The sequence below is a fragment of the Bacillus sp. SD088 genome, assembly GCF_017355205.1.
Taxonomy (GTDB): domain Bacteria; phylum Bacillota; class Bacilli; order Bacillales; family Bacillaceae_C; genus Lederbergia.
Map to the genome: position 1 here is coordinate 164,820 of NZ_JADIJK010000010.1, position 14,615 is coordinate 179,434.

The 14,615-nt window shown below is 37.6% G+C and carries 9 protein-coding genes; all 9 read right to left on the reverse strand.

Features of this window, described 5'->3' with window-relative positions:
• Nucleotides 1-35 precede the first annotated feature (35 nt).
• Nucleotides 36-1,559 (reverse strand): glycoside hydrolase family 31 protein, encoded by a 1,524-nt coding sequence (locus tag IPU53_RS10965; protein WP_207450651.1) that lies wholly within the window; start codon nt 1,557-1,559, stop codon nt 36-38.
• 62 nt (nt 1,560-1,621) lie between these two features.
• Nucleotides 1,622-2,506, reverse strand: a complete 885-nt coding sequence (locus IPU53_RS10970) for a carbohydrate ABC transporter permease (RefSeq protein ID WP_207450653.1) — start codon at nt 2,504-2,506, stop codon at nt 1,622-1,624.
• A 19-nt stretch (nt 2,507-2,525) separates the two neighbouring features.
• Nucleotides 2,526-3,389: an ABC transporter permease gene (locus IPU53_RS10975; protein ID WP_207450683.1), complete on the reverse strand. Its 864-nt coding sequence runs from the start codon at nt 3,387-3,389 to the stop codon at nt 2,526-2,528.
• Nucleotides 3,390-3,501: 112 nt separating this feature from the next.
• Entirely contained in the window at nt 3,502-5,157 is a 1,656-nt protein-coding gene (locus tag IPU53_RS10980; protein ID WP_207450655.1) for an extracellular solute-binding protein, read from the reverse strand.
• 92 nt (nt 5,158-5,249) lie between these two features.
• Nucleotides 5,250-6,905: a response regulator transcription factor gene (locus IPU53_RS10985; RefSeq protein ID WP_207450657.1), complete on the reverse strand. Its 1,656-nt coding sequence runs from the start codon at nt 6,903-6,905 to the stop codon at nt 5,250-5,252.
• A 6-nt stretch (nt 6,906-6,911) separates the two neighbouring features.
• Nucleotides 6,912-8,636 carry a sensor histidine kinase gene (locus IPU53_RS10990; RefSeq protein WP_242698235.1) on the reverse strand — a complete coding sequence of 575 codons (1,725 nt, stop codon included), beginning with the start codon at nt 8,634-8,636 and terminating at the stop codon, nt 6,912-6,914.
• A 211-nt stretch (nt 8,637-8,847) separates the two neighbouring features.
• Nucleotides 8,848-10,593 carry a glycoside hydrolase family 35 protein gene (locus IPU53_RS10995; RefSeq protein WP_207450660.1) on the reverse strand — a complete coding sequence of 582 codons (1,746 nt, stop codon included), beginning with the start codon at nt 10,591-10,593 and terminating at the stop codon, nt 8,848-8,850.
• Nucleotides 10,594-10,933: 340 nt separating this feature from the next.
• Nucleotides 10,934-13,303, reverse strand: a complete 2,370-nt coding sequence (locus IPU53_RS11000; protein WP_207450662.1) for a glycoside hydrolase family 95 protein — start codon at nt 13,301-13,303, stop codon at nt 10,934-10,936.
• A 168-nt stretch (nt 13,304-13,471) separates the two neighbouring features.
• Nucleotides 13,472-14,615, reverse strand: a 1,144-nt coding sequence (locus IPU53_RS11005; protein WP_207450664.1) for an alpha-L-fucosidase, incomplete at its 5' end; no start/stop codon positions are given.

Here is a 14,615-nt window from a genome sequence, read left to right on the forward strand (position 1 = left end):
CTAATCGAGCTAATAGATTTCCAAAGAACAATGCTTTACTTTTTTCTATACCAAGGTAATCTAGATAACGGGGCACGAACAGTCGTTGTACATGGGCCTACTACGATACTTTCATCATCCCCATGCCATGTTCCTTCTGGAAATTGAATTACCCTCTCACGCTCACCTTTTTTCACTACTGGAGCGACAAGTACATTATCCCCAAGCATAAATTGATCCTTAATCTCGGCAAATCCTTGGTTGGGAAAGACATACTCCATATGCCTTATGATCGGTTCTCCTGTTTTGCTGGCATGCTTTACTAGTGCTATAATTTCTTCGCCAAACTTCGCATGCAATTGAGCAGCTTCATAACAATATTGGTTATTTTCTTCCGTTAAAAACCGCCAAGGTGCGGCTGAAAATTGCATCATTGGAAACAAGGCAGAACATTGAGCATAACGTACGACTAATTCTTGATCCAAATTTTTCGAATTTTGCAGGAAATTTTGGTATTCTCCTCCACCAATCATATCAGGACAAGTAAATGCGTATCCCATTAAACCTTGGGCGATTCCATTTGGAATCAAGGATCCTAATCCAGCTTGATCCCAGCTATGTAATTTATCGCATAATCTTTGTCCAATCGGCTCTCCCGCCATTTTCCAGCAAGCACGAAATTCATTTAATGAATACTTTCGTCCCAATCTTGCAAACCATTCCGCCTGCTCGTTTGCATGAATGGACTTTGCACATTGATCATCATTTCGATAATAAATAGGGTCACCAGCATCAAATTTAAAGCCATCAATTTTGTATTCTTCGATTAAAAAATCTAATTGTTTTTGATACCAAGCAATCGCTTGCTCATTCGTCAGATCCAAAATCGCACTGTAGCCATTCCACCACTCACGAATCGCCGGTGAACCATCATGGTTTTTCACAAGCAAATCTTTTGCTCTTAGTTCCCGATAAGTCGCACTATCAGGACTGACAAATGGACACGTCCATAGCATGACCTTAAAACCGAGATCGTGGAGTTTCTGAACCATGGCTTTAGGATTTTGAAAGCGTTCGGGATGAAAACGCCAAACACCATAATCTTCTTGCCAATTATCGTCAATCATAAAAACCCCAGCAGGCATATCATTGGCCATAATTTGCTCAGCATATTGCAATATTTTCTGCTCTTCTTGATCATACATGAGCTCAATCCATGTATTATACTGTGGAGTGGAAAACAAAGCTAAATCAGGGTGCTCACCAGTAGGTGGGAAAAACTTTTCTTGCACTGCTTTATAAGCTTCTCGTAAATCGCCATTTCTTTCTTCCCATTTGATTTCTCCAACAGCATTATCAATATGCAAACAATCATCGATCCATTTAAAATCAAATGGCTTCTCAGACCATACATACCTTCCTTTGTTTGAAATCAAAACAGGATTCGCTTGATTAGGAGAAGACAAAGGATTTAATTTTCGTTTGAACCTCTCTTTCCCATAGGGCATCGAGATACCGTCTGATACTGCCCCTCCCCACCAATACTCATCTTTCAAAAGTTTCAATGTTAACTGAGTCATCTCCGCATACCTCTCTTCTGATTACAAGGCTAATAAAACTAGCTGTGATTCATCTCCTCAGTCTATTCTTTTACACTGCCAATTGTAATTCCTTTAATAAAAAATCTCTGTAAGAAGGGATACACTAATAGAACTGGGAGGATCCCCATAAATATTTGCGCTGTCCTTAATGTCTTTGAACCCATTTCTTGTAACTTGCTCAAGTCTTCTACCGAAATTGCTTGAACATTAAGTGATGTAATTAGTGTTGAAAGGTACGATTGTAACGGATAGTTGTCTGGCCGATTCATATAGAGAATACCATCGAACCAAGAATTCCAATGCCCTACAATCGTAAACAATAAGATTGTGGCCAAAGAAGGTAAGGAAATAGGCAAAAATATTTTAAATAATAAAGTCCAATGCCCAGCACCATCTACAACCGCAGCCTCCTCAAGATCTTTAGGAATATTGCGAAAGAAGTTTAACAGCATCACCATATAAAAAACGTTTAAGGCGCCAGGTAAAATCAAAGCCCAAATACTATCTAGAATGCCTGTTTCCTTCACAACCATATAGGTAGGAATTAACCCACCACCGAAAAACATGGTGATAACAAAGAACCATACATATAAAGTTCTTGCTCGAAAATTTTTATTGCTTCTAGAAAGTGGGTAAGCTGTCATCACAACTAATAGCATGTTAATAATAGTCCCAATTACAACCCTTTTTACCGTTACCCATAGTGCAAGGAAAAACGCCGAGTTTTCCGCTAAATATTGATAGGATACTGTAGTAAATTCTACAGGAAGGAAAAACACTTTACCAGCAACTGCCGCACTATTGGAACTTAAGGAAACAGCTAGTAAATGAACAAAAGGCAAAATGCCTAATAACGTAACCAGAGTTAAGAAGATCATATTAAAAATATTAAACGTTCTTTGACCCAATGATTCTTTATAAAACATCCAACCACCCCAATCTATTTTAAAAAATGCGGTAATTCGTAAATCGATAGGCTAAATAATATGAAAATCCGACTAAGCCTAGTGAAATCACCGACTTAAACAAGCCAACTGCTGCTGCAGGCGCATATTGCTGATCAAACAACCCTAAGCGATACACAAATGTATCAATAACATCTGCTCCTTCATACACCGTTGGATTATACAAAATTAAAATTTGATCAAATCCCGCATTTAAAATATTCCCAATGCTTAATGTCGCTAGTAAAATCACGATTGGTAATATGCCTGGGAGCGTAATATGCCACATTTGCTTCCATCTAGTAGCGCCGTCAACTTCTGCCGCTTCATATAAGCTCGGATTGATTCCAACGATGGCAGCCAAAAAGATGATCATATTATAGCCCATTCCCTTCCACACATCGGAGCCGATAATAATGGAACGGAACCAACCATTGCTTCCCATAAACATAATCGGGTCGATGTGGAAAAACTCTAATAAAGCATTGACAGGTCCATTTAAGGAAAAGATTTCGAAGATAACGCCTCCTAAAACGGCCCATGACAAGAAATAGGGCAGGAAGACACTTGTTTGAATAATCCGTGAGAATAATACTTTTCTAACTTCGTTCAACAATAATGCTAGAATTAATGGAACTAAGAGTCCTAAAATAACCTTTGAGATTGCAATAAACAACGTATTATAAAAGATTTGTCCAAAATCAGGTAAATGAAATATATATTCAAAGTTTTCCCAGCCCACCCATGGAGATTTAAAAAATCCCAAATAGGGTTGGAAGTCCTGAAATGCCATAATAATCCCGAACATAGGTCCATAAGCATAGATCAAACATAGAACGACAGCCGGAATGAGCATGATATGCATCGGTAATTCTTTTTTAAAGTTATTTTTAAAAGAAGAGCTCTGTTTCAACCTAATCCCTCATTTCTTTGAAGTAGCAATCAATAATGAAGAAAGGGGAAGCCCCCTTCCTGTATTATTGATTTTCTTCATACCATTCGTTCACTTCGCCTGTTATGGTATCTCCACCTAATTTTTTCCAATCTTTCACATACTGATCAAATTTATCAATTGATTCTGAGCCCATAATGATTTTTGTAAAGGTTTCATCTGTCATCTTCCCTAATGAACTCCCTTTTGAGACCATCGTTTTTGTTGTTCCACCACTGAATTCATCATAGACCACATTGCCTTTTTCTCTAATTTTCTCGACAGTTGCCCAGCCACCATCTTTTGCAGCTCGACTATAATAGATTCCCCACATAGACTCATCACCATCAAGGTATTTTTTGCTCGCATCAAAAACACTTAAGGTCGTGGAATTAGTAGAGTCTACCTTGTCTGCCTCTTGATCAAGGGCTTCGTTCACCTCTTTAAAGGCTGTTTGAAAATCATCTGGTTTGTAAATTCGCGGCTGGAACCAGTTATACACATAGCCATTTTCCGGTTTTACTTCCTCATCATATTCTGGTTTTTCCAACTCTTGGTAAAAATTAATCATTTTAATAGCTGCTTCTGGATGTTCAAAGTCTTTGTTTACAACGACGACATTATTTAATCTTGACGCAGGAACTAAAGTTTTTGATTCTTCCCCTTTATAAGTTGGAAGTTCTAATGGAATCCAATTTGCATTCGGATCTTCTTCTTTTGAAACATTAAATACGACACTTGGGTACCACCATTCACCAAAGGAAATGCCCACTTTTCCTGCCGCAAAGTCTTCAACGACTTTGTCCATATCTTTAAAAGCAAACTCTTTGTCAATAATGCCTGACGAATACCAATTATTCATTAACGACAAAGCCTCTTTCGTCTCAGGTTGTATTTCACCTGGAATCAGCTTTCCGTCTTCATCCTTAACCCAAGCCTTTGGATAAGCACCCATCGTATAGAATAGCCCTCTAGCATCATATCCCCATGAAATTAATTCTTTATTTAAAGCAATTCCATACGTATCATCTGTTCCATTTCCATCTGGATCCTTGTCAACAAAAGCCTGTGCAACTTCTTCTAATTCTTCTAGACTTTCTGGAACATCCAACTTCAAGTTATCTAACCAATCTTTACGGATCCAAAGAAATTGAGCAGACATATATGGGTCTTCATAGCTCGGAATTCCCAGAATTTTCCCATCTTCTGTAAATAAATCGAGTGTTTTCCCCCCGTCAAAGTCCATGAAAGACCGTAATTCATCTGAAGCGTAATCATTATAAGCATCTGTTAAATCTGCTAGAATTCCTTGTTGCTTAAACTTTTCAAACTGATTCATATCAATCTGCATAATATCGGGAAAATCACCAGAAGCAATCGCTAATGAAAATTTCTGTTCAAATTGCTCATTCGGTACTTCCCAATCATATTTCAAATCAATATTAAGCATTTCTTTTAATTTGGAAACATAGGCGTTTGTTTGGGGTGTAACACCCTTCTTTGTTTTAGGGTCTTCTGGATTTCCATAACCCGCTACCTCTCGGACTGTCACAGTATTTTCATATTTTCCAAGTGGATCTTTATCCCCAGTAACTTCATTTGAATTGCTAGCTTCTCCTGATTCTTTTGACTGACATGCCATTAATACGGTACTTACGATTAAAAGCATAATTACAAATAACAACGAATATTTCCTCATCATCTGTTTAACCCCCATTTTCTTATTTAAGTAATCCCTTACATTCATTGTAGTTTCAGAGGGGAAACGTTTACAATTATAAAATATTTACTTTGTTACACTCTCTTTACTGCTTTGTTCTTATCCCTGTATTCTTGTGGAGATTGCAAAGTGTTTTTTTTGAAATACAGAGTGAAATAGGAGGGAGAATTAAATCCTAAACGATCGGCAATTTCATGTATAGCCATTTGCGTTTCACTTAAATAATATTTGGCTTTTTTCATTCTTACTCCATTAATCACATCAGACAAATTTCGTCCCGTTATTTCTTTATAAAAACGCGATAAATAGGATGGGTTAAAATGAATAAAATCCGCGATGGCTGTAAGAGAAAGATCTCCAGCGATGTGATCTTGGATGTATTGATTGACTGTCAAGATTACTTTATTCTTCCCTGCTTCCCTTGCTATTGCTTGATATTGACAGATCGCTTTCACTAAGTGGAGTACTGTTTCCTTCGAATCAAAAAGCACAGGAAGCTGTTGTAATTTTTTTTGCACATCCTCTTCACTTTGTTCGATAATATGTTGATATAAATCATTATTGCGCAAAAATTCCAGAATCAATTGAGAAATCGATAGAAGGAAATCTGTAATATCTATATTGGAATATTTGTTATGAAGCATTTGATCAAATAATCCTTCTATTATGTTGATTGCTTTTTGTTCTTCTCCTTCTGATATGGCGCTTTCCAAAACGATTAATTTCTTCTTCCATAGCTGTGGCTCATGTATTTCGTTCCCTAAAAAGGAGAATGGATTGACTTTCCCTTGATCTACAATAATCATCTCTTCAGAGAAGGAAGAAATAAATTGACAATAATCACAAATCTGCTGAAAATCCTCGGTAATTAGTTGGAGGTCAACCGACCTTTTCCCAATAACAAAATTCGCTTTTATATTTTTTTTCGGCATATAATTTTCTTGTGTACTCTCTAAAAATCGTTTGCTATACTCTTTTAATGCTTTCCACTTTACTTTCTCATTTTCATAGAATATCCCCTGTTTTTTTTGAGGCTGTACGAACCAAATGGCTAAATCGCGTTTATACATAAAAAACTCAAGCTTTACATCAGGATGAATTTCTCTTTTCATTTGTTTATTAAGAAGGAGTAAGTTTTGAAAATCTGCGGACAGATCATCTGTGATTTGCCCTGCTATAATGAACCATTGTTCATCTAATTGAATCTCCAATGAATTTCCAACGATTGAAAAGCGATGTGCAGCATACTCTAGCTTGTTCGTGTTTAAAAGAGAGTCTAAAAAGTCTTTTTTGAGAAGCGGGATAATTTCTTTCATTTGCTTTTCACTTGTTTCAAGCTTAGTCTGTATCGACCTTTCCTGTTCCATTTTCTCAATAGACTTCTGAACTGCCGCAATTAAGACCTCATCATCTTCAGTTTTCAGGACATAACTATCGATATTCCGTTTAACAGCATCATACACATATTCAAATTGATCATATCCAGACAAAAAGATAATTCGGCATTTTGGCCAAAGTAATTGCAATTCATCTACAAATTGTAATCCGCTTTTTTCAGGCATTCTCATATCTGTGATAATAATATCTATCTTAACTTTTAGAGCACAATCCAGTGCTTCTGTAACTGAATAGGCGGAATAGAGTTCAAGCTCGAGATCAATTTCCGAAAATAATTGAAGCAATCCATCGACAATAATCGGTTCATCATCTACTATAAGCAGTCTATACATGTTTGATTATCCTTCCTTAGCCCATATTCTCATTTCTATTTTTAAACCTCCCAAGCTACTTCTGCTAGCGAACAACCCACTCTCTTTTCCATATTTTATTTTTAGGCGAGTATTCACATTGTATACTCCAGTGGTTTCACCTACTTGTTCAGGATGTTGTAATTTTTGTTGCAAAATGAGTAGCTGTTCATCTGTTAGTGATTCACCGTTATCCTCTATCGTTACTACCAAAATTGGTTGTTGATAGGTAACCGTTATCCGTAATATCCCATTGTGACTATTTTCAAAGGCGTGTTCAAACACATTTTCAATAATCGGTTGTAAAATTAATCGTGGGAGAATAATCGATTTTACGTCATCATTTAATGCTGACGCTTGAAAGTCGATCCGATTAGAAAATCTAATTTTTTGAATATCGCAATAATCTAAAGCATGCTTGTATTCTTTGGCAAATTCCACTTCATCCTGACTATTTTTTGTAATAAATTGATAATAACTGGCTAGCTTTTGTGAAAGATTAGCTACTTGTTGGACATCCTCCATTTTACTTAAGCGATAAATACTGTAGAAACCGTTATATAGAAAATGGGGGTTAATTTGTGATTGTAATTGTTTTAATTCCGACTTTTGCACCGCTAATTTCTGTTGATAGTTCTCTTTAATTGATTGATCTAATCGCTCCGCCATATCGTTAAAACTAGAATATAAATAAGAAAATTCCCCTTCTCGCTTTGTATCTAAGGGGGTCTTTTGGCTGTTTTCCTGATACGTTTTGAATAAAGAAACCAGTTTATTAAGTGGTTGATGAATCATTCGATTAATTGACCAAGAAAATAAAATGGCGATAATTAAAAAAACGACGGTCAATAGAAGAAAGCCAGCACTTAAATGAGACATCTCTTCCGTTAGCTCTTTTCTGTTTATATATGTGTATAGGGTCATACCTAAATCGTTAATTTCATTGCTTGTGACTTGATAGGAAGCATGACCGTTCTTCACAATAAAGGTTTCCGGCTTTTGCTCTTCCTCGTCGCTAGGATCTCTTTTGATAATTTCTTGGATCAGTTCTTGATGCTTCTCCTGGTTGACTAAGAGGTGATTCGAGGATTGGTCAGCTAAAAAAATTCCGGCATCTTTTTTGTCTTCAATAATATGAGACAAATCTGCTAATAAACGAGATTTAGATAATTCGATAAAGGACAAAATACTTTCACTTTTATCTAAAGCAATAAAGTAAAATTTCCCTTGGTAGTCCGTTAAAATATTATTACTATTTTGACCAATCTCTTTGTTCAATTGTTTCCAAGTACTCCCATCATCCCTTATCCACCCATCATCGAATGAAAGGACACGGCTGTATGATTCCATCACAATCCCATTATTAGCAATTAGATCACTAGCATTGTTTAAATTATTTAGGTTTTCTTTTATCCCATTCATTAAGGCAACTTCTTCATATCCGGATGCTTGATCCCCTAAAAAGCTTAATTTTTTTACATCTGAATTGGAAAAAAGCTGGAGCTGCCGTGTGCGAATATAATAAATTTGATTGTCCAATAAATCTCCATAAAAACTGGCTTTTGATTGAACGGAATTTAAATACTGTTCTTCAAGATTCTTTTTCCCGTAATTCGTCAAGATGATACTCACCAAATAAAATAAGGATAACATCAGCACAAAAATCATCATCATTTTTTGATAGACTTGTAAGTTTCTAAATAATTTCAACATATTTTCCACTCTACCTTCTTCTTAGATGTAACAAGAATATACCTGGGCTCTCTCAGAACAATATGTCGGAGAAACCAGGCAGGATCAAGTTTTTAGCCAGATTAGAGGAATATCTTTAAGGAGATTGCTTTGCTAGGATAAAAAAGCAAGAATCTATATAAGCTGATCCCTGCTTTTTTATGTATAATGCTCCATTTTCTGCTTTAACCCGTTAACCGAGATTTGCTGTATCTTTTAACGTAATTTCTTTTTTATGATGATGCAATTCTAGCAGAATGATTTCATTCTCCCCTTCTCGAAGATAAGGAGCGGGCACATATAAGGTTTGTTGCGGACCAATTTCCCAATAGCGTCCAAGATTATGGCCGTTCACAAATACAACACCTTTTGTCCATTCCGAAACATCAATGAACGTATCGGCCACTTCTTCTACATACAGAGTTCCACGATGAAAATAAGGGTGCTCCTCTTTCGCTGCTTGATTTGAAAAGGATAGCTGACTTAAATCAGTTAATGGCAACGGATAGACTGTCCAATCAAATAAAAATTGATTTCCTAAGCGCACCCCTTCTGTAATCCCTTTAAAATCAACAAGGAATGGACCGTAATTAATTCTGCCCATATTTTCTACGAGGATTTGCAGCTTTGTCTCTTCTTCCGTTATCTCTACCTCTAATGTTGATTTTCCACTGATCCGATCCACTAGCCCAACGAATTTGCCATTCAAATATACTTGCCCACGGTCATGAACGTCTTGGACTGTTAATCTTTGCTGCCCATAGGCACCCTTAATCGTTGTTTCATAGACAATAAATCCATACCCTTGTCCATATTCTTCCATCGTGAGAGGAGCTGCGCTAAATTGCGGTTTAGATACTTGCTCTAGTGAGCCTAGCAGTTCAGCAGTTTCTGTAAATTCTACTGTCCCATAAGCTTTTTTCGGCAGTGGTTCTGGCAATGACATTTCTGGAAGATCCTCATATTTCTCAAATAACTTTCTTACCTGATAAAGCTTATCTGTTACCTCACCAGATTCTGTTAAAAGGGCATCATAATCATAGCTAGTAATCGTTGGCTGATAAACTTCTTCATTATGATTAGCACCGTTATAGAATGCAAAGTTTGTTCCACCATGCGCCATATAGAAATTGACAGAGCCGTTTTGATCGAGAATTTCTTCCAATGATTCTACAACATTCTCAGCTGGTCTTGTGTGATGTTCCTCTCCCCAATGATCAAACCATCCGTGCCAAAATTCCATGCACATTCCTGGTCCATTGGGTTGATACTCTTTTAAAATCTGAAAAGCATCATAACCCCGTGATCCAAAGTTGGCGGTTTCAAATACCTCATCAATCATACCGCCACAAAACATACTATGAGTCGGACCATCTGATGTAAATAAGAACATATCGCCAGCTCTTTGCCTCAATCCGTCTCGCATATATTCTAGATATTGCTTATCATTCCCAAAGCTTCCGTATTCGTTTTCAATTTGCAAAGCAATAATCGGACCACCGTTGGAAGATAGTAGCGGATTCAATTTTTCAAATAAAATATCAAAATAGCGATCTACTTTTTCAAGATACGGTTTGTTAAAGCAACGTAATTTAATACCAGGAACGGTCATTAACCAGTATGGAAATCCACCGAATTCCCACTCTGCACAAATATAAGGTCCAGGTCTAACAATCACATGCAAGCCAACCTTCTCCGCAGTTTCGACAAAGCGAACAATATCAGCGATTCCTTCAAATTGAAATTGACCTTCTTCCGGTTCATGGATATTCCAAGCAACATAGGTTTCAACTGTATTAAGACCTGCGGCTTTTAATTTCAATAATCGATCTTCCCAATATTCCGGAACCGTACGAAAATAATGCATCGCTCCACTTAGAAGTCGAATCTCCTTTCCATCTAGTAAAAAATTTTTTTCATCATAGGTTAGTTTTGACATTATTACACCTCATTTTAATTTTAAAAAATTCAAGGATCTGTCTCATTCGCACTTGAGTCAATCATTCCCTAGCTTCTCTTTTGCGTCAATCTGTGAACGGAACTGTCTGGAATTGCTTGCTCAAACTTTTTTCCTTTATAGAAAATACGATTACACTAATCTTGCATTCATTCTCTAGATCTAACATATGGTACTGTCATGATTACCAGTAAGCCTAAAAACAAACTGAGTGATCGGATCACATGAATAACAGAATCCTCTATTCTTCATTTTGCCTTTATATGGACATTAAATCAAGCATCATCTTACAAGTTCCAATCCGAAGTAAATATCTATTATCCTATTTATAGGATAATAGATATTTATGGCCAACATTCATTTCTATATTGACAACACCATTTATAGATGGAAATTCTTCTGCGCTTTCTCCTTCTGTACGCACTACAATTGCTTGCATTGATGCTAATTTAAACGATTGTTTTTTCTTTGCCAGGACTTGCATTTGCACCATTTGCATCTTATCCCAGAATAAAGAAATTTCAAACCCGCCACGGATTCGCAAACCGACGATAGAACCTTTCATCCATGTCGATGGAAGGGCTGGGAGTATTTCCATAATCCCCTTATGAGATTGGATAAGCATTTCTGCCACGCCTGCTGTATAGCTAAAATTCCCGTCAATTTGGAATGGTGGATGCGCGCCAAATAGATTAGGATAAAGTCCTCCGCCCACATATACTTCATTATTTTCCGAGACAATCCGGAAAAGTTGTTGTAACAGTGCTTGCACTCTTTCTCCATCTTTTAATCGGGCCCAGAGACACATTTTCCACCCCAAACTCCAGCCTGTTCCTGCATCTCCCCTTCTATTTAAAGATTGACGAACAGCATCCAGCAATGGACCATCCGTAATCTGTTTTCCTGGGAATACACCATATAAATGGGAAACATGGCGATGATGAGTTTCCACATCTTCATAATCGCTCAACCATTCCTGGAGCTGCCCATACTTTCCAACTTGGAGAGGATGAAGACGCTCCTTTGCTTGGCAAACTTGTTCAATGAATGGATCTTCTATTTTTAAAATCGAAGCAGCTTCAACATAATTGGTAAATAAATCCCAGATAATTTGCAGATCCATGGTCGCTGCCTTTGTAACAGTTCCCATCTGGCCATTTTCCGTATAAAAGGGGTGCTCTGGAGAAGTAGATGGCGATGTGATCAAATAACCTTCTTCATCTTCTATCAACCAATCCAAGCAAAATTGAACAGAACCTTTTATAACAGGTAGAATTTCAGCTAGATATTTTTGATCCTTTGAATATTGATAATGATCCCATAAATGGCGAGATAACCATGGACCTGACATTGGCCAAAACGCCCAAATCGGATCACCATGACGTTCTTCTCCGCCAACAGGATCGGCATGTCTCCATAAATCAGTGTTATGATGAGCCGTCCAGCCCTTCATTCCATATCGTTCTTGAACCATTGTCTGTCCCGTTACCGACAATTCCTTCACCATATTTAAAAGAGGTAAATGGCATTCTGCTAAGTTCGTGACTTCTGCAGGCCAATAATTCATCTCTGTATTAATATTCAGCGTGAAATTAGATGACCAAGGCGCTCGCAGATGATGATTCCAAATTCCTTGTAAATTTGCAGGTTGTGTGCCCTGTCGCGAGGAGGAAATCATTAAATAACGACCATAATGAAACAATAGTGTGGCCATTTCTAAATCATTCGGTCCATTGGTAACGATCCTTTCATCTGTATCCAGTGCACTTTCTGATTTCTGTTCCCCTAATGTCAATTCCACCCGATTATATAATTGCTGATAATCTTGAATATGTTCTTGCTTTAGTTGTTCATATGACATCTTCATTGCTTCTAAGAGAACCGCTTCATTTTTTTCTGTTAATGTCGCAAAGTCTTTCCCAGGTAATTGGTCAAATCCTTTAAAAGATGTAGCAACGGCCAGATAGAGAATTGCCTCTGATGCATTCTGGATTAGCACTTGTCCATTCGCACTCTCCACTTGTCCATCTTGAGTAACAATGCCTAATCTTCCCTCAAAATGAATCGCTTTCGTTTCTTCAAATTCACCGTAAACAATCGGTTCATCATCCCAATGGAAGTAATTAGGTGCACAATATTCAGGGCAAACACCTTGGATAGCGATTTTTCCTTGTTCATTTTGTAAACGCGTCTTTAACAAACTAGCAAAATCTACTTGAACATGTAAACTTTTTTCCTTAGATGTGGCTAAACGAATGGCAAGGACTTGATGTGGATGGGAGATAAAAGCCTCCCGTATGTATTGGATGTCACCTATAGAATAAGTAACGGTTGAGAGAGCATGTTGAATATCTAAAGAACGCTGGTAAGAATGTGCAATCCCTCCATGAAAATACTGAATGTTGAGATCACCTAACGGCATATAGGCTTGCGTGTAGGGGCCAAACATATTTTTCGTTTCATCTGTTGCTTCTTCGTATTTTTCCTCCTGAATGTAATCCCTTACTTTTTGCAACGATGCTTGGTCTTGATATTGTTTTCTCTCTGGCGGTCCTGACCATAGAGTATCTTCGTTTAATTGAAAACGATCAACTTCAACCCCTCCAAAGTGCATGGCCCCCATTCTTCCATTTCCCAATGGCAATGCTTCAGTCCAGGCTAGGCCTGGCTTTTTATAAGATAAAAGATGCATAGGTTAACCTCCCCTTCTAAATGTTTTCGCTAACATCATTATAAGTGTTTCCTAATTGAAAAGATATGATTATCATTAAAAAAACGATTATGTACAAGTAGATATAAGTGAAGGTTAAGTAGTAAAAAGACTCGTGCAGCGTGAGCATGAGTCTTTTTCCATACACCTTCATTTACTTTTAGCATAGTAGATTGAAATTTCCGAAATAACCGCTGGAGCCACTGCTTCTATTACATTCAACTTTAACTTTTTCGTTCTCATAGACGGGATTTCTTTAATATGCCGATGACCAATAGCTGTTCCATCTGCTATTGTTTGCCACTCTCCATCGACCAACGCCTCTACCGCAAATTTTCTGACTCGTTCACCAAAAGATATATCCTCTCTCAAAACAATATGATCGATTTCGGTTTCCTCGTCTAAATCTAATTCTATTTCATTGCCAGTTCCTGACGTTACAGCGAGTGGTTGAGAAAATCTCTTGTTAATTTCCTCCGCAAATTCTAGTAATCGATTGGCATCTGCTTCTGGAATAAGGCCACGATTGTCAGGGGATACATTTAATAATAAGTTGGTCCCATGGCCAACAGATCGATAATAAATATTCATTAATTCCTCTAACGACAACAGGCTCTCTTCATCATTTGGATGCCAAAACCAATGGCGTTTGCGAATTGGAACATCACATTCAGCAGGCAGCCACTCAGGAGTGCCAGGGAGCCAGGTGGCTCGATCATTAGAAAACATACTGATTTTAGCTACACTTTCTGTATTCCAACAAGGGTATGGCGCTACGCCATCTTCATTTCCAACCCAGCGAATTGTTGGTCGTCCCATATTAAAAATCATCGCATTCGGATGATGCTTCTTAACAATGCCAATGATTCGTTCCCAATCATACACTCTGCCTTCTGACCCAGCTCCATCAAACCAAACTTCACCTAATGGGCCATATTGAGTCATCAGTTCTGTTAATTGCTCACAATAGAAATCATCATAAGCTTCAGGGTCATCATAACAAGAAGCATTTCGATCCCACGGAGATACATAGATTCCAAAATGCATCCCTTCTTCTTTGCAGGCATCTGCACATTCTCTGACGACGTCCCCTTTGCCATCTTTCCAGGGACTTGATTTAACCGAATAATCCGTTGTCTTGGTTGGCCATAAGCAAAAGCCATCATGATGTTTAGCGGTTAAAATAAAATATTTAAATCCAGCTTTTTTTGCTAACTTCACCCATTGTCTTGCATCCAGTTCAGTGGGATTAAATAATTCAGGAGAATCATTCCCCTCCCCCCACTCCTGATCA